We start from the raw sequence: 22855 nt of genomic DNA, 5'->3' as shown, positions 1-22855 counted from the left end.
TCATGGAGCCAACGGGCGCCGCGCCGCTTCGCCCGACGGATCTGCGGGAAATCGGCCCCTACCGGTTGCTCGGGCGACTGGGCGAGGGTGGCATGGGCACGGTGTTCCTGGCTCGTGCGCCTACGGGGCGGTTCGTCGCGGTCAAAGTGGTGAAGGCCGAATTCGCGAACCAGGAGGGGTTCGCGGCCAGGTTTCACGCCGAGGTGGAGAACGCGCGCCGGGTGGCGTCATTCTGCACCGCTCAGGTGCTCGACAACGGCAACACCGGCGACGGCCGACCGTACATGGTGACCGAATACATCGCGGGCACCCCGTTGTCCGACCAGATCTCGAAATATGGCGCCTTGGATCCGGGGCCGCTGCATGGCGTCGCCTTGGGGGTCGCGGCCGCGCTGGCCGCCATCCACGTGGCCGGGCTGGTCCATCGCGACCTTAAGCCGGCCAACGTCATCCTCTCCCTCTCCGGCCCGCGCGTGATCGACTTCGGCATCGCCAGGGCGCTCGACCGGGAGACCGGGTTCACGATGTCCGGAGAGCTGCTCGGCAGCCCGGGCTGGTGGGCTCCCGAGCAGGTACGCGGCCAGGCGGTCAGCCCGGCGGCCGACATCTTCGCCTGGGGCTGCCTGATCGCCTACGCGGGCAACGGCCGCCACCCCTTCGGCCGTGGCGACCCCATCACGATGGCCACGCGGGTGCTGCACACCCCGCCCGATCTGGGCGCGCTGCCCGCGCCTCTCAACGAGCTCGTACGGCTCGCCACGTCGATGGAGCCAGGTCCCCGGCCCTCGGCCCAGGATCTGCTGATCGCGCTGGTCGGAGGCAGCGTTCCGGCGCCCGCGGCTGCCGACCCGCCCACGCTGGTGGCGACAGAGCTGCTCAACGAATGGGAACCCCCGCAGAATGTGGTGGACGAACCCGACATCACAGCCACGTTCGCCACCCCGCCGCCCAGCGACACCATGGCCAAGCCTCCCACTGGCGGCAAGGGTGCGACCTTGCGGGAGCAGATCCCGCAGTCCTCGCCATCCGCGCAGTCCTTACCGCAGGACGCCCCGCCCCGCCAGGACCAGGGCGACGCCGGGTCCCGGCCTGACCAGCAGCGCAGCCAGCCGGGCACACCTCAGCAAGACCAGCCCCGCCAGGCCCAGGGCCGGCCCCAAACTCAGGCCCAAACTCAGGCCCAGGCCCAGGCCCAGGCCCACCAGCAGGATGCGCCCGCCCGCCAGGACACCGCGCGCCGGCAAACCCCCCCTGTGCGGCAGGCACCGACCCAGCCGCCCCTGGAGGACGCCGCCCGGCGGGAGGAGCAGGCGGCCCGGGAGGAGCTGGCCCGCTGGGAGGTAAGACCACGGCAGGACCAGCCGCCCGCGGGACAGTCCCCCGACTCGCTGCTCACGATTCCGCCACAAGAAGCCCAAGAGGCTCAAGAGGCCCGGGAGGCCCAGGAGCAGCGCCCGCGCGGCACCCGCTGGCTGATCGCGGCGGCCGCGGCGGTGCTGGCCATCGCCGTCACGGCGGGCACGCTGATCGTCACCTCCAGCCGCAACGCCCCACGCCCGGCCCAGTCGCTGGCCGCCGCCCCCACCGGGCAGCCGTCCACCGACGTGGGCCGGAGGTACGCCCTCGGCAACGCGTTCGACGACCCCCAGCTGATCGTCGCGACGGCGCCGCAGTGCGGCCTGAAGCAGTACCAGGACGTCCAGCAGACCCAGGGCCAGCTCTGCGTGGTCCGCTGGTCCATGATCAACCCGGGTGGCGCGCTGCACCTGATCGGCAGCCCGGTCGTGACCCTGCTGGACGACAAGGGCGCCCGCCACGAGCCGCCCGCGGTGCAGCTGCCGGAGGCGATCGTGCCGGGAGCTCGCATCGACCGCGTCTTCGTCTTCGACATGCCTCTCTACCGCAGGCCCGTCGAGCTCACCGCGACCCTCCTCAAGGACGGCAAGCAAGTCGAGGTCAAGCTGTGATGATCCGATCGACGTTCCTGGCTCTGCTGCTGGCCGCGGCGGCGCTCGTCCCCGGCGGCGCCGCGTCGGCGGTCGCCTGCTCGGGTCCCGCCGACTTCGACGGTGACGGCGTCGAGGACGTGGTCGTCGGCGACCCGTTCGGCGACGGCGACAAGGGCGCCGTGCATGTGATCTCCGGCGAGAAGGTCGTGTCCGTCTCGGTGCCCGGCCTGAACCCGGGCGACGGTTTCGGCTGGTCGGTGACCCTGGCCAGGGTCGACGCCGATGCCTGCGCCGACCTGATCGTCGGCGCCCCTTTCACCGACCTGCAGGGCGCCGAGGACTCGGGCGCGGCCTACCTCGTCTACGGCGGCGCGGCCGCGCCTCCGGTCCGGCTCGTCTCCACCGAGATCCAGCGTGGCGCGCACTTCGGCTGGTCGGTGGCCGCCAGGGGAGACCTGGTGGCGATCGGCGCCCCTTACGAGGACGAGGCGCGGTTGTCCGACGTGGGCGCCGTCTACGTGCGCAAGGGCGAGGGAAGGCTGCGCCGGATCAGCCAGGAGTCGGAGACCGTCCGGGGCAACAGCGAAGTGAGCGACCAGTTCGGCTGGTCGCTGGCGATGGGCGCGGGCAACTCCCTGATCGTCGGCGTGCCGTACGAGAACGACGACGGCACCGGGCGCCAGGTCAGCAGCGGGAAGATCGACTCGGGCTCGGTCGTCGTGATCAACGACGTGCTGGCGGGAGAGCTCGTCAGCACGAAGCTGGACTCACCGACCGGGGCCTCCTACGACAGGTACGGCTACGCGGTGGCCTACGTGGAAGGCTCGGGGCTCGCGGTGAGCGCGCCGGGCCCCGGTTACGTGCAGTTACTCGACACCAAGCTCACCCCGACCAGGACCGTACGGCAGGGCGGCAGGCAGGCGTTCGGCTTCTCGCTGGCCGCGGCCCCCGACGGCAGGCTGGCCATCGGCGCGCCGTACGGTGGCGGGGTGCGGGTGATCTCGCTCAAGGACGGCGGCGAGGACAGGCGGATCGCCTCCATGGGTGAGCTCTTCGGCTATTCGCTGGCCTTCAGCGGCAACAAGATCTACATCGGCCAGCCCGACGCCGCGCCGTACGGGAGGGTCCTGGTGGCGGGGCGCAACGCGGAGGAGCCGAGGCCGCTCCAGCCCGCGAAGGGCGCCGACTTCGGGATGTCGCTCGGCGGCTGACGGTCCGCGAGCCGGTCACCAGGGGCCGAAGACCGTGACCCCGTTGGCGCTGATGGCCTCGCACAGCTCGTCGGGCCGCATTCCCTTGACCTCGGCCAGGCAGCGCAGGGTGAGCGGGATGAGATAGGGGGCGTTGGGCCTGCCCCGGTGCGGCACCGGCGGGAGGTAGGGGGCGTCGGTCTCGACCAGCATGAGCTCGACCGGCGCGATCTGGGCGGCCTCGCGGAGGTATCCGGCGTTCTTGTACGTGACAGGCCCAGAAAATGACATGAAATATCCGGCGTCGGCGCATTTCTTGGCCAGCTCGGCGTCGCCGGAGAAGCTGTGGAACACCACCACCGGCGGCGCCCCCTGCGCCGCGAGCACCTTCAGCACGTCGTCGTGCGCGTCACGGTCGTGGATCACCAGCGCCTTGCCGGTGCGCTTGGCGATCTCGATGTGCCCCCGGAAGCTCGCGTGCTGGTCGTCACGGCTCGCCCAGTCACGGTAGTAGTCGAGCCCGGTCTCCCCCACCGCCCGCACCTCGGGCAGCCCGGCCAGCGCCTCGATCTCGGCCAGCGTCTCCGGGGTGGCGGCGTGCGCCTCGTTGGGGTGCACGGCCACCCCGGCGTAGACGTCGTCGTGCTCGGCCGCCGCCTCGGCGCCCCACCGGGAGGACGGCAGGTCGTAGCCGATGGTGACGAGCCGGGTGACCCCGACGGCCCGGGCGTCGTCGAGGATGCCGCGCACGGTGGACGAGGCCGCCTGCGCGGCCTGGGCGACCGGATCGCCCGAGGAGGCCTGCCGGTTGCCCACCATGATGTCGAGGTGGCAGTGGCTGTCGAAGACCGGAGCCGAAAGCGGCTCGGGAGCTGCGGGAATCTTGCTCACGGAGCCTAAACTAGCGTCCCCGTCCCCGCGCCTGAGCCGCCCGTCCAGTCGCCCGAGCCGCGCACGGTGTCAGTCGGCCAGGCGGGCCAGCTCCTCGTCGACGACCTTGGGGTCGAGTTTCTTGAACAGCGGCACCGGCGTCGCCAGCGGGGTGCCCGGCTTGATCGGCCGGTGCTCCCAGCGGGCCTCGCCGTGGTAGTCGCCGGTGATCACCGGGTAGGAGGCGCCGCCGTCCTCGTCGACCTCGTGGATCTCCGGCATGCCCGACCAGACGCCCTCGCCGCCCAGCATGGCGTGGACCTTGTTGGACGAGCTGGGCAGGAACGGCGTCAGCAGCGTCTTGGCGTCGTCGACCACCTGGAGGGCGACGTGCAGGATGGACTTCTGCCGCTCGGCGTCGTCCTTGAGCTTCCACGGCTCCTGCTCGGCGAGGTAGCGGTTGGCGTCGCGGACCACGTCGAGGGCCTCGGTGATGGCGTTCTTGAACCGCGAGCGGCCCAGCTCGGCGCCCACCGGGCCGAACGCCGCCCGCGAACGCTCCAGCAGCCGCCGGTCGGCGTCGGTCAGCGCGCCGGCCTCGGGGATCTGGCCGAAGTTCTTGGCCGCCATCGAGATCGACCGGTTGACCAGGTTGCCCCAGGCCGCGACCAGCTCGCCGTTGTTGCGGTTGACGAACTCCTGCCAGGTGAAGTCGGTGTCCTGGTTTTCGGGGCCCGCCACGGCGATGTAGTAGCGCAGCGCGTCGGCGTCATAGCGCGCCAGGAAGTCGCGGACGTAGATGACGACCTGACGGGAGGAGGAGAACTTGCGGCCCTCCATCGTCAGGAACTCGCTGGAGACCACCTCGGACGGCACGTCGAGCTTGCCCAGCGCCCCGGGCCGCCCGTCTCGCGCGCCCTGGCCGTTGTAGCCGAACAGCATCGCCGGCCAGATCTCGGCGTGGAAGACGATGTTGTCCTTGCCCATGAAGTAGTAGCCCCGGGCGTCGGGATTCTGCCACCACTGCCGCCACGCGTCGGGGTCACCGGAGCGTCTGGCCCACTCGATCGAGGCCGAAAGGTAGCCGATGACGGCGTCGAACCAGACGTAGAGCCGCTTGTTGGGCTGGTCGCGCCAGCCGTCGAGCGGGATCGGCACGCCCCAGTCGAGGTCGCGGCTGATCGCCCGCGGCTGCAGGTCGCCCAGCAGGTTGAGGGCGAACTTGAGCACGTTGGGCCGCCACTCGCCCTGCTTGGACTGCAGGTAGGAGCCGAGCACCTCGGCGAAGGCCGGCAGGTCGAGCATGAAGTGCTCGGTCTCGGCGAAGACCGGGGTCTCGCCGTTGATGCGGCTCTTGGGGTTGATCAGCTCGATCGGGTCGAGCTGGTTGCCGCAGTTGTCGCACTGGTCGCCGCGGGCGCCGTCGTAGCCGCAGATGGGGCAGGTGCCCTCGATGTAGCGGTCGGGCAGGGTGCGCCCGGTCGAGGGCGAGATGGCGCCCATGGTGGTCTTGGGGAAGATATAGCCGTTGTCGTAGAGCCCCTTGAAGACGGCCTGGGTGACGGCGTAGTGGTTGGCGGTGCTCGTACGGGTGAAGAGGTCGTAGGACAGGCCCAGCCCGGTCAGGTCTTCGACGATCACCCGGTTGTAGCGGTCGGCCAGCTCCCTGGCGCTCACGCCCTCCTTGTCGGCCTGGACCTGGATGGGCGTGCCGTGCTCGTCGGTGCCGGACACCATCAGCACCTTGTTGCCCGCCATCCGCTGGTAGCGGCTGAAGATGTCGGACGGCACGCCGAACCCTGAGACGTGCCCGATGTGACGGGGGCCGTTGGCGTACGGCCACGCGACGGCGGTCAAGATGTGCTGGGACATAGCTCCAAGCCTAAGGCGCACGGATAGCCGCCTCGAACGGATTTAGGCAACCTTCGGCGCCGGTGGGCAGGGCGACCGAGAAAGCTCAGTAGGTGGGCGAGTCTTCGCGGGAGACGGCCTCGGCGGCCTCTTCGGCGGCCTTGGCCGCGACGTCGATGGAGCTCTCGCGGGTCCGGCGGATGCCGAGGATGCTGACGAACAGGGCGGCGAAGATGGTCTGGAAGCTCATGATGAGGGCCGTGGCCGAGGGGACGACCAGCCGCAGCGACTCGCGCGGATCGAGCGCGCCGAAGCTGCGCACCTGCCAGTGCGCCAGCGACATCACCAGGCCGACGAGACCGGCCAGCGCCAGCAGGCCGCCGGCGATCAGGCCCTTCTCCAGCGACACGATGTCGATCAGCTTGCGGACGCGTGAGGACTCCGGCAGGAACCCCTCCTCGGCCGCGTAGACCTTGGTGAACAACGCGAACAGCGCCGCCTGGAAGCCGATCACCACCGCCGCCGAGGCCCCGACCAGGGTGTCGACGTCGAAGGCCAGCTCGCCGATCTCCACCGGGCCGAAGGTCAGCGCGGTGCCGGCGACCAGCCCTACGAGCATCAGCACCAGGCCCGGATAGAAGAACAGCCACTTGGGGCTGTAGAGGAGCAGGAAGCGCAGGTGGCGCCAGCCGTCGCGCCAGGAGCGCAGGTGGGGCGGGCGGCTGCGGCCGTCGGGCGAGAGCGTGGTGGGCACCTCGCGCACGTCGAGCCCCGACAGCGTGGAGCGGACCACCATCTCGGAGGCGAACTCCATGCCGCCCGTCTGCAGCTGCAGCCGCAGGATCGAGTCGCGCCGGAAGCCACGCAGCCCGCAGTGGAAGTCGCCGATGGCCGACGGGAAGAACAGCCGGCCGATGAACGACAGCACCGGGTTGCCCAGGTAGCGGTGCAGCGGCGGCATCGCGCCGGGTGAGATGCCGCCCTTGAAGCGGTTGCCCATCACCAGGTCGGCACCGTCACGCAACTGCTCGACGAACGGCAGCAACGAGGTGAAATCGTAGGAGTCGTCGGCGTCGCCCATGATGACGTACTTGCCACGCGCGGCACGGATGCCGCCCATGAGCGCGTTGCCGTAGCCCTTCTCGTCGACATGGACCACGCGGGCCCCGGCGTCACGGGCGAGCTGCTGCGAGCCGTCCGTGCTCCCGTTGTCGGCGATCAGGACTTCGCCCTCGATGCCGTGCTCCTCCATGCACGCCAATGCCTTGCGCACACAGACTTCCACGGTTTCCGCCTCGTTGAGGCAGGGCATGACCACCGTCAGTTCCACGTCTCAACCCTTCAGTCACTGCTCCCAGAGCACACCATCATGCCCTGTGCCCGGAGTGTGCCGGGTCAAGTCCTAAAAACGACTGGCATTCTTTACAGCATGGTGAGCGCCGCGGAGATAGCCCCTGTGGACCACTCCGCCCCTGGCCGGATGGCACGTGTGCTGCTGTTCCTACGTCGGCACCGGTTGTTCGCCGCCGCTTTCGCGCTGGGCGCGGTGCTGCGGCTGATCACCATGCTCGGCTACGGCCCCGCGATGTGGTTCAACGACTCCTACGAGTACGTCTCGGTGGCGCTGCACCCGAGGCCACACCCGATCAGGCCCGACGGCTACGGGTTCTGGCTGCTGGCGCTCAAACCGTTCCACAGCTTCACGCTGGTGGTGTTCACCCAGCACCTGATGGGCCTGGCCACGGCCGTGCTGATCTACGCGCTGCTGCGCCGGAAGTTCGGGCTGCCGAAGTGGGGGGCCACGCTGGCGGCGGCGCCGGTGCTGTTCGACGCCTACCAGATCCAGCTGGAGCAGCTGGTGATGTCCGACTCGATGTTCACGCTGCTCGTCGTGGCGGCGATCACGCTGGTGCTGTGGCACCGGAGGATGTCGTGGAAGGTCGGCGTGGTGGTCGGCCTGCTGCTGGCACTGACCTGGCTGACCCGCTCGATCGGCGCGCCGATTCTCGCGCTCGTGGTGGTTTACCTGCTGGTCAAGCGGGTCGGCTGGAAGCCGATCGTGGCCGTGGTGGTGACCTGCTCGCTGCCGATCCTCACGTACATGGGCTGGTTCGCGTCAAGCATGGGCAAATTCGCCATGACCAACAGCGACGGGCTCATTCTTTACATGCGTACGGCCATCTTCGCCGACTGCGACCGGATGAACATCGACAAGTACCAGGAGGTCGAGCTCCTGCTGCTGTGCATCAACGACCCGGTCGACCAGCGCAAGGAGTACGCGCAGTGGTATCTGTGGGGCCAGGGCGGCGCCGGCGCCGGCACCGGTGAGGTCCTGCACCGCTGGGGCGCGGGCAAGAAGTTCACCGAGATCACCAACGAGGCGGCCAGCGCGTTCGCGACGCGCGCGATCCTGTCGCAGCCCGGCGACTACCTGCGCGTGGTGGCGCGCGACTTCTTCCGCGCCTTCCACTGGGACCGCCCGCGCTTCCCCGACGAGGCGACCTACAACATGTACGAGTTCAGGCCCTACTACGATCTCGACGCCGCCGGGCGGCCGAAGCGGCTGCCCACGTGGCCGTCGTTCCAGGGCCGCACCGACACCGACGCCTTCGCCTACGAGCAGGGCCCGCCCGAGACGCGCATCGTCTCGCCGTGGGCCGACATCATGAGCGGCTACCAGCAGGTCTTCTACCTGCGCGGCATCGTGCTGGGCGGCATCATGCTGGTCGGCCTGTACGGCATCGCGGTCCGCTGGCGCACGCTGGGCGGGCCGGTGGTGCTGCCATGGCTGGGCGCGTTCGGGCTGCTGCTGGCGCCGGCGGCGACGGCGGAGTTCGACTACCGCTACGTGCTGCCGGCCGTGCCGCTGGCCTGCGTCGCGGCGGCCATCACGCTGAGCCGCGTCTCGTGGCGCCGCGCACGGCCCGCCGGCGCGTCGGAGTCCGAGTCCACCACCGTGCCCGCCTGAGCGTCGCGGCGGCGTACGGCCTCGGTCACGAGGAGGCGGCGACGACGGCCACGACGAGCAGGACGAGCGACGCCGCGGTCACCACGCCGCCGCCGACCACGGCGGCCTTCCTGCCCCGCCGCACGCGCAGCGCGTACATGACGGAGTAGGGCAGGAAGGCCAGCACGCAGAGACCGAGGGCGGGCATGGCCATCGCGCTCAGCACGCCCTTCGTGCCCGACGGCAGCGCGCGGTCGCCCTCGGGGGTGAGCTGGGCCCGGCCGACGTCACCCGCCGCCGAGTCCGGTGAGGCGGCCACCATGGTCGCGGCGCCGCCGTCGTCGGGGACGAACCGTCCCCGACAGTCGTAACGGCCCTTGCCGAGAGCCGTGCAGGAGACCACGGTGAGGGTGCCCGGTGTGCCGATCTCGCCGGTCGCGAGCCGGAAGTCGGGCACGGCGACCGCGAACGGCACCACACCGAGCAGCAGCCAGCACAGCAGGAGGACGGTCATGCCGACCCGTCCGGGCAGTCGGCCGCCGCCGCCCCCTCGCGAGGGCTTTCCCGAGCCGGAGCCGGTGTTCAGGTCCACGTTCAGCAGGTTGAGGGCGTCGGCCAGATCCATGCGTCCAGCCTGGACCGCCGCACTTGGGCCTCACCTGTGTCCCGCTGCACACCCGGCCTGTCACTTGGGGGCGTCACTTGGGGGCGGGGACGACCCATGAGCGCATCAGCATCCGCGCCCACCACTCCGCCTGGGTGAGCGTCTCGGCGACGAGCACGGGGTAGAGCCACCCGAAGTTGATCAGCACGATGAGCGCCAGCGCTCCCACGGTCGCCGCGCCGAGGGCCCGGCGTCCCGGCGGGGCGTCCCGCCGCCCGATGGCCAGCCCCGCGACCAGCACGAGCGCCAGCACCATGAACGGCACCACGGGGATCATGTAGAAGAGGTACATCGTGCGGTGGTCGGCGACGGCGTAGTAGAACCACGGCAGCCAGCCCGCCGCCGCCACGAGCAGCACCGCGCCCGCCCGCCAGTCCCTGGTGGCCACGTACCACGCGACGAGGCCGAGCAGGGCCAGCCCGGCGGCGTACCAGAGCGCCGGGGTGCCGACGCCGAGCACGGCCTGCGAGCACTTGTCGGCCCCGCACACCGAGGACGGCAGGGCGGGCGGATAGTGGAAGGAGACCGGCCTGAACAGCAGCGGCCAGGTCCAGGGGTCCGACATGTACGGGTGGTAGTCGTCCAGGCCGGTGTGGTAGCCGAGCACCTCGGTCTGATACTTCAGCCACGACCGCGCCGAGTCGAGCACGAAGAACACCGGCCCCGACGAGGTGGCCTGCTCCCAGCCGCGCCCGTAGCCGTCGGCGGTGACGAACCATCCCGTCCACGTCGCCACGAACGTCACCACGGGGGCCAGGCCGAGGGCCGCGGCCGCGCCGGGCACGTCCAGCGAGAAAACGCCCTGGTACGGCCGGCGGAGCCCGACGGCCCGCCTGGCGCCCAGGTCCCACACCACGCTCAGCACGGCGAAGGCGATCAGGAAGAAGACTCCCGACCACTTCACCGCGCACGCGGCGCCCAGGCACACCCCGGCGGCGATCCGCCAGGGCCGGAGCCCGAGCCGGGGGCCGCACGCGGACAGCGGGGAGGTCTCGTACCAGTCGACCAGCCGCTCGCGCGCCCGGTCGCGGTCGACCACCAGGCAGGCGAACCCGGCCAGCACCCAGAACATCAGGAAGATGTCGAGCAGCGCGGTCCGGGACAGGACCAGGTGCAGCCCGTCGAGCGCGAGCAGGAACCCGGCCAGGCAGCCGAGCAGGGTCGAGCGGGTCATCCGGCGGGCGACGCGGGCCAGGACCAGGATCGACAGCGTGCCGATGACCGCCGCGGCGAACCGCCAGCCGAAGGGCGTCATGCCGAACAGCCACTCGCCCGCGCCGATCATCCACTTGCCGAGCGGCGGGTGGCTGACGAACGAGGCGCAGTCGGCGGCCTCGGGACAGTGCTTCCAGATGTCGGTGTCGCCCGCGAGGAGACGCCGGTCGGCGATGGGGTTCTTGGTGTCGCCCAGGGTGACCCGCTCGACCCCGTAGGTGATGAGGGAGTAGGCGTCCTTGATGTAGAAGGTCTCGTCGAAGACGACCGCCCTGGGCTCGTCCAGCCGGACGAAGCGGAGGACCCCGCCGAAGATCGTGACGAGGAGCGGGCCGATCCAGCCCCACAGGGCGCTTCCCTGCATCGGCGGCACAAGCCTTTGCGGTGAAACCCCCCAGTTCCTCACGATGGGAAACCTTAGGGCGTGGGGGATCTCCTGTGAACCGCGTCGTAGAGCTCCCGTTTGGGCATGCCCGAGCCCTTGGCGACCTCGGCGACGGCCGCCTTGCGCTGCTCGCCCGCGGCGACGCGGCGCTCGACCTCGGCCACCAGCGCGGCCACGTCCGGCTCGGTCTCGCCCGCGACGTGCCCGGCGACCACGACCGTGATCTCGCCCTTGACGCCCGCCGCGGCCCATTCGGCCAGCTCGGCCAGGCCGCCCCGGCGTACCTCCTCGTAGGTCTTGGTCAGCTCGCGGCAGACGGCGGCCGGACGGTCGGGGCCGAAGGCCTCGGCCATCGCCGCCAGCGAGTCGCGCAGCCGGTGCGGCGCCTCGAAGAAGACCATCGTGCGCTCCTCGGCGGCCAGCGCCGCCAGGCGGCGGGCCCGCTCACCCGCCTTGCGGGGCGGGAAACCCTCGAAGCAGAAGCGGTCGCTGGGCAGGCCGGACACCGCGAGGGCGGTGGTGACGGCGCTCGGCCCCGGCAGCGCGGTCACCGTGATGCCGGCCTCGACCGCGAGGTGGGTCAGGCGGTAGCCGGGGTCGGACACGCCCGGCATCCCGGCGTCGGTGATGACCACCACCGTGCGGCCCTCCCTGAGGCTTTCGAGCAGCTCCTTGGCCCGCCCGGCCTCGTTGGCGTCGTAGTAGGAGACGATCCGGCCGCCGATCTCCACGCCCAGCTCCGTGGCCAGCCTGCGCAGCCGTCTGGTGTCCTCGGCGGCCACCACGTCGGCGCTCGCCAGCGCCTCCCGCAGTCTCGGCGAAACATCGCCCACCTGGCCTATCGGGGCCCCTGCCAGCACCAACCTGCCCTCATCCGTCACCGGACCATTGTGGCAGGGCATCCCGATTGGGCCGTGTTTCTTGGGTAACCACCGGCTTGAGGCCCGTACGATGTCCGAATGGCGGTGACCGACTTCCCGTACCAAGCCTTCGGCAAGCCGAAGGCCGACGAGAACGATTCCCGGGCGCGATCCGTGCGCGACCGGATGGTCCCGCCCATGCGCGGCAGCCTGTTGTGGGGCTGGCTCGGGCCGATCATCGTCACGATCTTCGGCGGCGTCCTGCGCTTCGCCGGCCTCGGCCACCCGAAGGCCGTCGTCTTCGACGAGACCTACTACGCCAAGGACGCCTACTCCCTGATCACGTGGCTGGTGGAGCGGGTCACGATCAAGGACGCCGACAAGGCGATCCTGGCCGGCGACACCGACATCTGGCAGAAGTGCGCCGCCGACGCCCTCGACAAGTGCGCCTCCTACGTGGTCCATCCGCCGGTCGGCAAGTGGATGATCGGCGCGGGTGAGTGGCTGTTCGGCATGACGCCGTTCGGCTGGCGGTTCGCCGCGGCGGTCATCGGCACGCTGTCGATCCTCGTGCTGGCCCGCGTTGCCCGCCGGATGACCCGCTCGACCCTGCTCGGCTGCTTCGCCGGGTTCCTGCTCGCGCTCGACGGGCTGCACTTCGTGCTCTCCCGGACCGCGCTGCTCGACATCTTCCTGATGTTCTGGGTGCTGGCCGCGTTCGCCTGCCTGGTGGTCGACCGCGACCGGGCGCGCGAGCGGCTGGTCGACTGGTACGAGACCTCCCCGCTCACCCCGCAGGGCCCCTACCTGGGCCTGCGCCCGTGGCGCATCGCCGCGGGCGTCTGCCTCGGGCTGGCGATGGGCGTCAAGTGGTCGGGGCTGTTCTTCGCGGTCGCGTTCGCGATCATGTCGCTGCTGTGGGACTTCGGCGCCCGCCGGGCCGTCGGCCTGCGTCACCCCTACCTGGGCGCCTTCTCCAAGGACGTGCCCACCGGGCTGGCGGCCTTCGTCATGGCGCCGTTCATGACGTACATGGCGACCTGGATCGGCTGGTTCGTCAGCGCCGAGGGTTACGGCCGTAAGTGGGAGCAGGCCACCTCGTCCGGGCCGGGGTTCTTCCTCTTCGACTCGATGCGGTCGTGGATCCAGTACCAGTGGCAGGTCTTCTCCTTCCACAACGGGCTGGAGACCTCCCATCCGTACATGTCCGATCCCTGGCAGTGGCCGCTGCTGCTGCGGCCCGTGGCCTTCCACTACGAGGGCCGCGACAACACCTGCGGGGCCAAGGACTGCTCGGAGGCCGTGCTGGGCGTGGGCACGCCGGTGATCTGGTTCGGCGCGCTCGCCGCGCTGGTGGCGCTGATCGCCTGGTACGTCGCCTCACGCGACTGGCGGGCCGGGGCCGTCCTGCTGGCCTACGCCATGGGCTGGCTGCCCTGGTTCTACTTCGCCATCGCCCAGAACCGCACGATGTTCCTGTTCTACGCGATCCCGATGGTGCCGTTCATGGTGCTGGCCATCACACTCTGCGCCGGGGTGCTGATCGGACCGTCCACGCACAGCCTCGGCGGCCCCCTGCCCATGCGACGCACCCTGGGCGCCGCCGCCGTCGGGGCGTTCGCGCTCCTCGCGTTGATCAACTTCTGGTGGCTCCACCCGATCCTGACCGCCGAGCTCATCCCCTACACCGAGTGGAAGGCCAGGATGCTGTTCGACAAACGGTGGATCTAGCCCGATTACAGTCCGCTCATAGTGATTCCGTAGGGTAGTTGCTGTGCAAGACCCAATACGCACCGGTTTCGGTCATCGTCAGCCCCGGGGTCGATACGGCAAACTTCGAGGCATGAGTGCACCAGACGTCACCGCTCTCCTAGCTGAGTTGGAGCGCTCCGATCCAGACCTGGCCGACGAGGCCAGGACCGCCGTCGAGTGGTTGACAGGCGGCGAGCCCCTGGAGACGGTCACCCAACTCGACGTCTGCGAGTTCCTCTGGTACACCCTGCCGCTCAAGGTCGGCGGCGACCACGAGCGGCTCGCCCGCTCGCTCGGCCGCCTGCTCCAGCTCGGGGGCATGCAGCGCTACGCCGCGCTGTGCGAGTCACCGACGACCGCGCGGATTCTGCGCACGTACGCCCGCGACGGCGAGGACGCGGGCACCGCGGCCTACCAGGAGGCGCTGGAGGCCACGGGAGTGCTCCCTCCCAACGTGCCCGACCTGCAGTGGAGCATGATCATGGGGCCCGAGGAGCTGGGCGCCCACATCGCCTGCTCGGCCGCCCTGGAGCTGGCCATCATCTCGGGCGACGACGTCGACCGGGTCGCGCTGACCAGGCGCTGGCTCACCCAGCCGCGGGCCGACCTGGGCGGCGACAACTGGCTGCACCGGGTCCACGGCGAGCGGCTCAACCGCTGGGTGCTGGGGCGCGGCCCCGCAAGGCGGGAGCTGGCCCAGCCGTTCGAGGTGCGGCTGCACGCGCCGGTGAAGGCCCAGCCGATCCCCGCCCTGCGCCGGCTGCTGGCGCTGGCCGCGTCCGAGACCAGCATCCCCATGCGGCTGGCCCCCTCCGCGCCTGCGCTGCGGCTGCGCGAGCTGGCCGAGCGCGAGCTGGGGGCGCTCAGCCGCGACGGCGCCACCCTGACCCTCACCCGTGAGGGCAGGCGGCTGCTCGACTCGCCTGAGGCCATGTGGGAGGCGGTCACCAGGCTGCTGCTGGCGCGGGGCGAGCACGAGTTCGAGGTGTCGGCCCGCGAGGCGGCGCTCATGCTGCTCGCCGACGGTGTGCTGATGTCGCCCGCCCAGTTGCGCGAGCGGGTCGCCGAGGTGGTGGGTGGCGAGGGCTGGCACCCGCGGACCGGGCTCGACGACGTCACCAAGCCGGTCGCGGAGCTGGTCGAGCAGCTCACGGCGCTCGAACTCGCCTTCGGCGACGAGCTGGCGATCCGGATGACCCGGGTGGGGCAGCTGGCCTCGCTGGCGGCGCTCCGGGCGCACGCCCTGCGGCCCCGCAAGTACGTCAACTCCACCTGACCGGGCCCCGCGACTGAACCGGGCGGTCGCCGCCCGCGTATCTCTCGCTACCCGGCCATCGCGGCGCGCAGAACGCGGTGGCCGGGGCCCCGGTCGCCGATCAGGATCGGTCGCGGCGCTCCAGCACGTACCAGCCGACCAGGCAGAGCAGCGCGAACAGGCACAGCCCGGCGACGAGCAGCGGCTCGGAGACCACGAAGGCGAGCACCAGCGCGGCCAGGGCCGCCACCGCCGCGATCACCGAGATCTTCGACACCACATATCCCCTCACCAAGTACGGGAGGGAACTCTACCCGGCATCGGGGACCCGGCCGACGCCCGCCAGGATGCCCGGACGGCTGAGGTCGACGGGCGAGGCCGGAGGCTTCTCCGGATCCCAGTGGGCGACCGGCACCACGCCGGGCGGAAGCAGGTCGAGGCCGTCGAAGTAGCCGGAGAGCTGGTCGGGCCCGCGGCCCGTGATGCCGCCCGAGGTCGTGGTCGTGTAGACCTGTTTGCCCGCCGTGGCCACGTCCTCGGCGGCGTTGCCCTGGAAGATGTGCGACACCACGAGGTAGCTGCCGGGGGTGAGCCGATCGCGGATCCGCCGGACGATCCCAGCCGCCTCGGCGTCGTCGGGGATGAAGTGCAGCACCGCGGCCATCAGCACGGCGTACGGACGCTTGACGTCGATGTGCGCGCGGAGCTGCGGATCGTCCATGATCGCGTCAGGGTCTCTGAGGTCGCCGGGCAGGGCGATGGTCTCGGGGTCACGGGCGAGCAGCGCCCGCGCGTGGATCAGCACGATGGGGTCGTTGTCCACGTAGACCACCCGCGCGTCGGGCGCGTGCCGCCGCGCCACCTGGTGCACGTTGTCCTGGGTGGGCAGCCCGGCGCCGAGGTCGACGAACTGGCGCACTCCCGCCTCGGCCAGCCGGCGTACGGCCCGGCCGAGGAAGGCGCGGTTGGCCCGGGCGATCTCCCCCGCGTCGTTGCCCATCTGCCGGCCGATCTCGATGACCTTCTCGGCCGCCTCCCGGTCGGACGCGAAGTTGTCCTTGCCGCCGAGGTAGTAGTCGTACATGCGGGCGACGCTCGGGACGCGGGCGTCGATCCCGGCGGGCACACGGTCCTGGTCGCTCACGCGATCCCCTTTTGCCGGTCGGTCGTCCGTTTTCAGGCGGACACAGAGCGATCATCATAAGTCCTACTTTCTCGCGCCGGAATGCGCTTTTCGCTTCCGTCACCCAGAGCGCGACGGCGAACCCCCTGTCTCACGCCCTGGCCCGCTGGTCCGCCGCGACCACGGCGATCCACACCATCGCGGTGATCGCGCCGACGCACAGGGTCAGGGAGCCGGCGCGCCCGCCCGCCATCGCCCAGCCGTCACCGAAGGCGAAGATCAGCCCGGCGAGCCGCGAGGCCGCGGCGAACCCGGGACGCCCGGCGCGGGAGTAGTGGCGGCCCAGGACGAAGCAGGCGGCGATGAGCGCGGTGAACGCGATGGAGCCGGCGACCATGTGCATGACGCCGAGCCAGCTCATCGTGCCCGTCTGGCCCAGCGGGGTGCCGGCGGGGAAGCCGTCGCCCGGGTCCATGACGAAGACTCCGGCGGCGGCCATCGCCACCCCGTTGACCAGGACCAGCCTCGGCGCCCACGTCCCGCCGGGCGTGCCGCGCAGAACGCGGCGCAACCCGATCGCCCCGGCGACCGTGAGGGCGCCGCTGACCAGGAAGTTGGCGATCTGGAGCCAGCCGAGGTCGCCCGTGCTCAGCATGCTGATGGGGTGGCGCAGCAGGTCGAAGCCCTCACGGGTGAAGGCCTGCGTCAGCGACACGACCGCGAAGAGCGGCGCGGCGACGACGGAGCCCGCGAGCAGGGTGCGCGTCGCCGGGGTGGCGGTGTGGAGCTGGACGGTGGTCATGGTGTGTGTCCTTTCGCGGGGGGCGGGAGATCCGCCGGCTGCCCGTGTTCCGAGGCCGGTTTCATCCGGCCTCGCTGACGCGTCGAACGGACCGGTCCGGACTCGACACCTCCCGCCTCCACGCCTCCGACCTGGGCGAACGCGCTTCGGCCTGCATTCCCTGTCACATCGCGGAAGACTGCATTCCCTGTCACATCGGGTGAGGAGCGCCTGGTCGGACGGTTAGTGTCGATTTCCGCGGCGCCCGATCGATGCGTAGCCAGAGATCGGCACGGACCGATCACCCCGACCAGCGCGAGGAGACACCACGATGCGATTCCTGATGACGACCAAGGCCAACGGCGCGGCGGCCCCGGACGAGGCGGTCTACGCGGAGATGGCCAAGCTCGTGGAGGAGATGACCCAGGCCGGGGTGCTGCTGGCGACCGGCGGCCTGGACCCGGTGGGCGTCCACGTCACGGCCACCGACGGGACGATGACCGTCACCGACGGGCCGTTCGCCGAGGCGAAGGAGGCGATCGTCAGCTTCGCGCTGATCGAGGCGCGCTCGCAGGAGGAGGCCATCGAGCTCTCCCGGCGCTTCTGGAAGGTCGTCGGCTCCGGCGAGGGCAACATCCAGCAGGTCTTCGGCCCGGAGGACTGATCGGCGGGTTGCGTGCGCGACCGGGCGGATGCTCTCATCGAGCACGTGACGTCCGGAGACACCCACCGCGCGGTCGACGCGGTCTGGAGGATGGAGTCGGCGAGGATCATCGCCGGGCTCGTCCGGATGGTGGGCGACGTGGGGTTGGCCGAGGAGCTCGCACAGGACGCGCTCCTCGCCGCCCTCGAACAGTGGCCCGCGTCGGGCACCCCCGGCAATCCGGGCGCCTGGCTCATGGCCGTCGCCAAACGTCGCGCCATCGACCACCTGCGGCGCGACCAGCGCCTCGATGTCAGACACGAGCAGCTCGCGCACGAGCTCGCCGTCCGGCCGGACACCGCCGAGGCCGACCTCGACGCGGCGCTGGACGACGACGTGGGCGACGACGTGCTGCGCCTGATGTTCGTCTCCTGCCACCCGGCCCTGTCCCACGACGCCCGGGTGGCTCTGACGTTGCGGCTGCTCGGCGGCCTGCGTACCGAGGAGATCGCGCGGGCGTTCCTGGTCGCCGAGCCGACCGTCGCGCAGCGCGTGGTCCGGGCCAAGCGCACGCTCGCCGACCTCAAGGTGCCCTTCGAGGTCCCGGCGGGGCCGGACCGGGCCGTCCGTCTGTCGTCGGTGCTCGAGGTCATCTATCTGGTGTTCAACGAGGGCTACACGGCCACCGCCGGCGACGACTGGATCCGTCACGACCTCTGCCACGAGGCGCTGCGCCTGGGGCGCCTGCTGGCCCGGCTCGCGCCTGACGAGGCCGAGGTGCACGGCCTGGTCGCCCTGATGGAGCTCCAGGCGTCACGGTCAGCCGCCCGCACCGGGCCGGAGGGTCAGCCGATCGCGCTGCACGAGCAGAACCGCGGCCGCTGGGACCTGCTGCTCGTCCGCCGCGGCTTCACCGCCCTGCTGCGCGCCAGGCAGGCCGGCGGCCCCCTCGGCCCCTACGTGCTGCAGGCCGCCATCGCCGCCTGCCACGCGCGGGCCCGCAGCGCGGAGGAGACCGACTGGGAGCAGATCGCCGCCCTCTACGCGCTGCTCGCCCAGGTGCTGCCCACGCCGGTCGTGCAGCTCAACCGGGCGGTCGCGCTGGCCATGGCCCACGGCCCCGAGGCCGGCCTGGAACTGGCCGACACCCTGCTCGCCGAGCCGGCGCTCAAGGGCTATCACCGCCTGCCCAGCGTGCGGGGCGACCTGCTGGCCAGGCTCGGCCGGCACGAGGAGGCCAGGCGGGAGTTCGAGCGGGCCGCGGCTCTCACCCTCAACCTGCCCGAGCGTACGATCCTGCTCGACCGCGCCGCGACCTGCGCCGCCGCGGCCGTCCCCGAGGTGGGCGGCACCCTGGCCGAGGCCGCGACCGCCTTCCTGGGCCGGGCCGAGCTGGACCCCGCGACCGTCCGCTCCTACGGGCAGACCCTGGGCCGGCTCCGCCGCGAGCTGGGCGACGACCTCCCGCTGCGCGGCGTGCACGCGGCGCGGGTCACCGAGATCTGCGCGTCCGCGTGGGGAGACGCCGCCGCCGCCACGTGGAACCGGCACCGGGGAGCCATCCGCTCCTTCTCCGCCTGGGCCGGCGCGCACGGTCTGCTGTCCGGCGATCTGGCGGCCGGGCTGATCCGCCGCTCCGAGCCCCGTGGCCGCACCCGTCCCATCGACCCGCCGCGCCTCGCCGCGCTGTGGCAGCGCCCCGGTCTCGGCCTGCGCGAACGCGCGCTCTGGCTGATGCTGCACGAGAGCGCGGCGCCGGTCGGCTCGGTGCTCGCCCTCAACGTCGAGGACCTCGACCTGGCCGGTCGGCGCGGGAAGACGGCCGCCGGGTCCCGCTGGATCAGCTGGCGGTCCGGCACCGCCGAGCTCCTGCCCGGCCTCGTCGCGGGCCGCCGCCGTGGCCCCCTGTTCCTGTCGGACCGGAGGCCCGGCCCCGGCCGTCGGCCCGCTCCGGCCGACCTGTGCCCGGAGACCGGCCGTCGCAGGCTCTCGTACGAGCGGGCCGAATACCTGTTCAAGCAGGCCACCGGCCACACGCTCAGCCAGCTTCGCAACCGATGACCGGCGACCCTCGACGACTTCGAGAAGCCGCGGGCCGCGCGTCGTACGAGACTGATCAGTGCTCCGTGAACGCGCGCCGGCCGTACGAGAGCAGCTCACGTACGGCGGGATTGCGCGGGCGGTGAGCCGGTCTCGGTAGCGGGCGGCCATCGACTCGCTCAGGATGCCGACGCCGAGCCCGCGGGCGGCGAGGTCGGCGATGGCGTCGCCCGCGCTGGCCTGCAGCGCGATCACCGGGTGCCGGTTCCGCGCCGCGCAGGCCTGGTCGAACACGGCGCGCAGGCCGGTGCCCGGTGACATGCACACGATCGGATGGGTCTCCAGCTCGGCCAGGGTGACCCGGTCCCGCGCGCCAGGGGATGCGTGGCCGGGACCACCGCGACGAGCCGCTCGCTGATGATCGTCAACGCGTCCAGGCCGTCGGGAGCGGCGGTCGCGGCGCCGATGAGCGCCAGGTCGAGGATGCAGGACCGCTGCGGCAGTCCGTCGGCGAGTCTCGGCCCGTCGCGGTCCGTCGCGGCCTGTCTCAGACCGTCTCGGACCGTCTTGGCAGGTCGGGGCAGGTCTCGGCGGGCGAGCAGGAGGTGCCGGTGTCAGGTCGTAGAAGTATTCTTCGCGAACGTGTCCATCTGGCCGTGTCCCATTCGTGGTGATGTCGTACGGCGAGACCGCCGCACACGCCACAACAGGACAGGAGTGCGATCGTGAAGTACATGTTGCTGATCCAGAGTGCGTCCGCCGAGACGGCCGACGCCGCCGACGAGTGCACCGTCGAGGACTGGATCGCCTACGACAAGGAGATGCGGGAGGCGGGGATCTGGGTCTCCGGAGAGTCGCTGGCGGACCTGCTCACCGCCACGGCGGTGCGCGTCGGCCGGGACGGCGGGCGGACGGTGACGGATGGCCCGTTCGCCGAGACCCGCGAGATCCTCGGCGGCTTCTACGTCATCGACGTGCCCGACCTGGACGTCGCGCTGGACTGGGCCGCCCGCTGCCCCGGCGCGCGCGGCGGCGGTTCGGTCGTGGTGCGGCCGGTCGCCGAGTTCGGCGGCTGAGGCCCATGGGCGACCGGGCCGCCGGCGGCGGGGCGCCGGTGGCGTCCGTCGAGGCGGTGTTCCGTGAGGAACACGGCCGGCTGCTCGCCGCCCTGGTCCGCCGCTTCGGCGACCTCGACCTGGCCGAGGAGGTCACCTCCGACGCGATCGAGGCGGCGCTGACCCGCTGGCCGGTCGACGGCGTCCCGCCCAAGCCGGGGGGCTGGCTGATGACCACGGCGCGCCGCAAGGCGGTCGACCGGCTCCGCCGCGACCAGGCGTTCGCCGCCCGGCTGGCCATCCTCCAGGTGGAGGCCGAACGGGCGGCGCCGACCGTGGACGTGGCCCAGGGTGACCTGCCGGACGAGCGACTGCAGTTGTTCTTCACCTGCGCTCATCCGGCTCTGCCCGCCGAGGACCGCGGCGCGCTGACGCTGCGCTGCCTGGCCGGGCTGACCACCCCCGAGGTGGCGCGGGCCTATCTCGTCCCGCAGGCGACGATGGCCAAACGGATCGTCCGGGCGAAGAAGAAGATCCGCGAGGCCCGGATCCCGTTCCGGGTGCCCGGCGCGGACGAGCTACCGGAGCGGCTGCCGGGCGTGCTCCAGGTGGTGTACTCGATCTTCACCGAAGGGTACGCGGCCAGTTCGGGCCCGCGCCTCCAGCGGCTGGACCTCGCCGAGGAGGCCATCCGGCTGGGCCGGATCCTGCGCAGGCTGATGCCCGCCGAACGGGAGGTCGCCGGGCTGCTCGGGCTGATGCTGCTGATCCACGCCCGGCGCGACGCCCGGACCGGCCCGGACGGCGAGCTGGTGCTGCTCGACGAGCAGGACCGCGGCCGCTGGGACCGCACGATGATCGAAGAGGGCCGTGGCCTGGTGCCGCCCGCCCTGACCGGCGGCCTCCCGGGTCCGTACGGCGTACAGGCCGCGATCGCCGCCCTGCACAACGAGGCCGCGACCCTCGCCACCACCGACTGGCCGCAGATCGTCGCGCTCTACGACGTGCTGCTCACGCTGACGCCGTCTCCCGTCGTCGCGCTGAACCGGGCCGCGGCGGTGGCGATGCGCGACGGACCGGAGGCCGGGCTGGCGCTGCTGGACGGACTGGCCGACGAGCCGGCGCTGCGCGGCTACGCCCCCTACCCGACGGCGCGGGCCGATCTGCTGCACCGGGTCGGCCGGCTCACCGAGGCCGCGGCGGCGTACCGGGAGGCGCTCGGCCTGGCCGGCGCCGAGCCCGAGCGCGCCCACCTGCGCCGCAGGCTGCACGCGGTCGAGCAGCCCGGCGCCTGACTCCACGACCCGACCGAGCGCGTTCGAATCCACGAACGCGTGTCCATCCCGCCGCCCGTTCAGTGAATCCGCGGACGCGTGTCCATCCCGCCGCCCGTTCAGTGAATCCGCGGACGTGTGTCCATCCCGCCGCCCGTTCAGTGAATCCGCGGACGTGTGTCCATCCCGCCGCCCGTTCAGTGAATCCGCGGACGTGTGTCCATCCGGCCGCCTCCCGTTCGTAGTCATGCCGTACGGCGCCGCCACACGGGACGCCCCTGTCGTGAAAGGACCGAGCACTTGACCGCGACATCCGCCACGGGCATCATGCCCACCCAGCACCGACGAACCGCGCTCCTACTGAGCTGCGGCGCGGTCGCCGGGGTGCTCTTCCCCGTCACCTCGTTCGCGCAGGCCTTCACCCGCGACGGCTTCGACCTCCCCCGGCACGCGCTGAGCTCGCTGACCCTCGGCGACCTCGGCTGGATCCAGGTCGCGAACTTCGTGGTCACGGGCCTGCTGGCCATCCTCTTCGCGGTCGGCCTCCGGCGAACGCTGCGTCCCGGACGGGCGAGCAGGTTCGGGCCGGCTCTGGTCGGCGTCTACGGCGTGGGAATGATCGGCGGCGGACTCTTCGCCCCCGACCCCGCCCTGGGCTGGCCGGTCGGCGCCCCCGAGGGCGTGCCCGAGCACCTCAGCGTGAACAGCGCCCTGCACACGGTCTTCGCCGCCGCGGCCTTCCTGTCCCTGATCGCGGCCGGTCTCGTGTTCGCCCGGCGGTTCGCCGGTCAAGGACGGCGCGGCTGGTCGGCGTACAGCGCCGCCGCCGGCATCACCACCTTCGTTCTCACGGTCCCGCCGTGGAGCGAGGACAGCGCGAGCCTGCGCTTCGCCGCCGGCGCGGTGATCATCTCCAGCTGGCTCGTCGCCATCTCCTGCCGGTTGCGCGCCGAGAACCCCGGCCAGACCGGTACGACGAGCAGCACGACGTGATCGCGAGC

The 22855-nt window shown here is 71.6% G+C and carries 18 protein-coding genes and 2 pseudogenes; 10 read left to right on the top strand and 10 right to left on the bottom strand.

From position 1 onward, the window contains the following. The first annotated feature begins 2 nt into the window (after positions 1-2). Positions 3-1967 carry a serine/threonine protein kinase gene (locus IEY82_RS39055; protein ID WP_225263060.1) on the top strand — a complete coding sequence of 655 codons (1965 nt, stop codon included), beginning with the start codon at positions 3-5 and terminating at the stop codon, positions 1965-1967. Next, positions 1967-3160 carry a hypothetical protein gene (locus IEY82_RS11585; protein ID WP_189124067.1) on the top strand — a complete coding sequence of 398 codons (1194 nt, stop codon included), beginning with the start codon at positions 1967-1969 and terminating at the stop codon, positions 3158-3160. The genes IEY82_RS39055 and IEY82_RS11585 overlap by 1 nt, the downstream gene beginning before the upstream one ends. 15 nt (positions 3161-3175) lie before the next feature. On the opposite strand, the gene IEY82_RS11580 is transcribed toward IEY82_RS11585, so the two are convergent. From IEY82_RS11580 to IEY82_RS11570, 3 genes are all read right to left on the bottom strand, one after another. After that, complete coding sequence (locus IEY82_RS11580) at positions 3176-4030, bottom strand: TatD family hydrolase (RefSeq protein WP_189124066.1); 855 nt, start codon at positions 4028-4030, stop codon at positions 3176-3178. 69 nt (positions 4031-4099) lie between these two features. Continuing rightward, positions 4100-5881, bottom strand: coding sequence for a methionine--tRNA ligase (gene metG / locus IEY82_RS11575; protein WP_189124065.1), 1782 nt, complete (start codon positions 5879-5881; stop codon positions 4100-4102). Between the two features lie 85 nt (positions 5882-5966). Further along, complete coding sequence (locus IEY82_RS11570) at positions 5967-7190, bottom strand: glycosyltransferase family 2 protein (RefSeq protein ID WP_189124064.1); 1224 nt, start codon at positions 7188-7190, stop codon at positions 5967-5969. 150 nt (positions 7191-7340) lie between these two features. Between IEY82_RS11570 and IEY82_RS11565 the strand changes: the two genes are divergently transcribed. Next, the gene (locus IEY82_RS11565; RefSeq protein WP_225263062.1) at positions 7341-8828 is read left to right on the top strand and encodes a phospholipid carrier-dependent glycosyltransferase; all 1488 of its coding nucleotides are present in this window, start codon (positions 7341-7343) and stop codon (positions 8826-8828) included. A gap of 25 nt (positions 8829-8853) precedes the next feature. Here IEY82_RS11565 and IEY82_RS11560 read toward each other — a convergent pair whose 3' ends face one another. The 3 genes from IEY82_RS11560 to rsmI form a co-directional block, all read right to left on the bottom strand. Continuing rightward, positions 8854-9432, bottom strand: a complete 579-nt coding sequence (locus tag IEY82_RS11560; protein ID WP_189124062.1) for a hypothetical protein — start codon at positions 9430-9432, stop codon at positions 8854-8856. Positions 9433-9505: 73 nt separating this feature from the next. Next, positions 9506-11050 (bottom strand): dolichyl-phosphate-mannose--protein mannosyltransferase, encoded by a 1545-nt coding sequence (locus IEY82_RS11555; RefSeq protein ID WP_189124061.1) that lies wholly within the window; start codon positions 11048-11050, stop codon positions 9506-9508. Positions 11051-11103: 53 nt separating this feature from the next. Beyond that, complete coding sequence (rsmI, locus tag IEY82_RS11550) at positions 11104-11973, bottom strand: 16S rRNA (cytidine(1402)-2'-O)-methyltransferase (protein WP_189124060.1); 870 nt, start codon at positions 11971-11973, stop codon at positions 11104-11106. A 57-nt stretch (positions 11974-12030) separates the two neighbouring features. Here rsmI and IEY82_RS11545 point away from each other — a divergent pair, with 57 nt between their 5' ends. Together IEY82_RS11545 and IEY82_RS11540 are read left to right on the top strand one after the other, a co-directional pair. Further along, positions 12031-13662 (top strand): dolichyl-phosphate-mannose--protein mannosyltransferase, encoded by a 1632-nt coding sequence (locus IEY82_RS11545; protein WP_189124059.1) that lies wholly within the window; start codon positions 12031-12033, stop codon positions 13660-13662. 112 nt (positions 13663-13774) lie between these two features. Beyond that, complete coding sequence (locus tag IEY82_RS11540) at positions 13775-14959, top strand: hypothetical protein (protein ID WP_189124058.1); 1185 nt, start codon at positions 13775-13777, stop codon at positions 14957-14959. Positions 14960-15059: 100 nt separating this feature from the next. Here the strand turns inward: IEY82_RS11540 and IEY82_RS11535 are convergent, their stop codons facing one another. From IEY82_RS11535 to IEY82_RS11525, 3 genes are all read right to left on the bottom strand, one after another. Next, positions 15060-15215 (bottom strand): hypothetical protein, encoded by a 156-nt coding sequence (locus IEY82_RS11535; RefSeq protein WP_189124057.1) that lies wholly within the window; start codon positions 15213-15215, stop codon positions 15060-15062. Between the two features lie 33 nt (positions 15216-15248). Then, on the bottom strand, positions 15249-16082 hold the full coding sequence (locus IEY82_RS11530; protein ID WP_189124056.1) for an SAM-dependent methyltransferase: 834 nt from the start codon (positions 16080-16082) through the stop codon (positions 15249-15251). A gap of 130 nt (positions 16083-16212) precedes the next feature. Continuing rightward, positions 16213-16863, bottom strand: a complete 651-nt coding sequence (locus IEY82_RS11525; protein ID WP_189124055.1) for a DUF998 domain-containing protein — start codon at positions 16861-16863, stop codon at positions 16213-16215. A gap of 310 nt (positions 16864-17173) precedes the next feature. On the opposite strand from IEY82_RS11525, the gene IEY82_RS11520 reads away from it, so the two are divergent. After that, on the top strand, positions 17174-17506 hold the full coding sequence (locus IEY82_RS11520; RefSeq protein ID WP_189124054.1) for a YciI family protein: 333 nt from the start codon (positions 17174-17176) through the stop codon (positions 17504-17506). 90 nt (positions 17507-17596) lie between these two features. Then, positions 17597-18805 (top strand): annotated as a pseudogene (locus IEY82_RS40305) (RNA polymerase sigma factor); the annotation flags it as partial. An 840-nt stretch (positions 18806-19645) separates the two neighbouring features. Here IEY82_RS40305 and IEY82_RS40300 read toward each other — a convergent pair. Beyond that, a pseudogene (locus tag IEY82_RS40300) lies at positions 19646-20230 on the bottom strand (LysR substrate-binding domain-containing protein); the annotation flags it as partial. A 29-nt stretch (positions 20231-20259) separates the two neighbouring features. Between IEY82_RS40300 and IEY82_RS11505 the strand changes: the two are divergent. From IEY82_RS11505 to IEY82_RS11495, 3 genes are all read left to right on the top strand, one after another. Beyond that, positions 20260-20601, top strand: coding sequence for a YciI family protein (locus IEY82_RS11505; RefSeq protein ID WP_225263101.1), 342 nt, complete (start codon positions 20260-20262; stop codon positions 20599-20601). A gap of 5 nt (positions 20602-20606) precedes the next feature. Beyond that, positions 20607-21875, top strand: coding sequence for an RNA polymerase sigma factor (locus IEY82_RS11500; protein ID WP_189124052.1), 1269 nt, complete (start codon positions 20607-20609; stop codon positions 21873-21875). A 279-nt stretch (positions 21876-22154) separates the two neighbouring features. Beyond that, positions 22155-22847 (top strand): DUF998 domain-containing protein, encoded by a 693-nt coding sequence (locus IEY82_RS11495; RefSeq protein WP_225263069.1) that lies wholly within the window; start codon positions 22155-22157, stop codon positions 22845-22847. Positions 22848-22855: the final 8 nt, after the last annotated feature.

This window comes from Nonomuraea cavernae, from assembly GCF_014646355.1.
GTDB classification, from domain to species: domain Bacteria; phylum Actinomycetota; class Actinomycetes; order Streptosporangiales; family Streptosporangiaceae; genus Nonomuraea; species Nonomuraea cavernae.
This window is presented reverse-complemented; position numbering and strand designations above follow the sequence as displayed.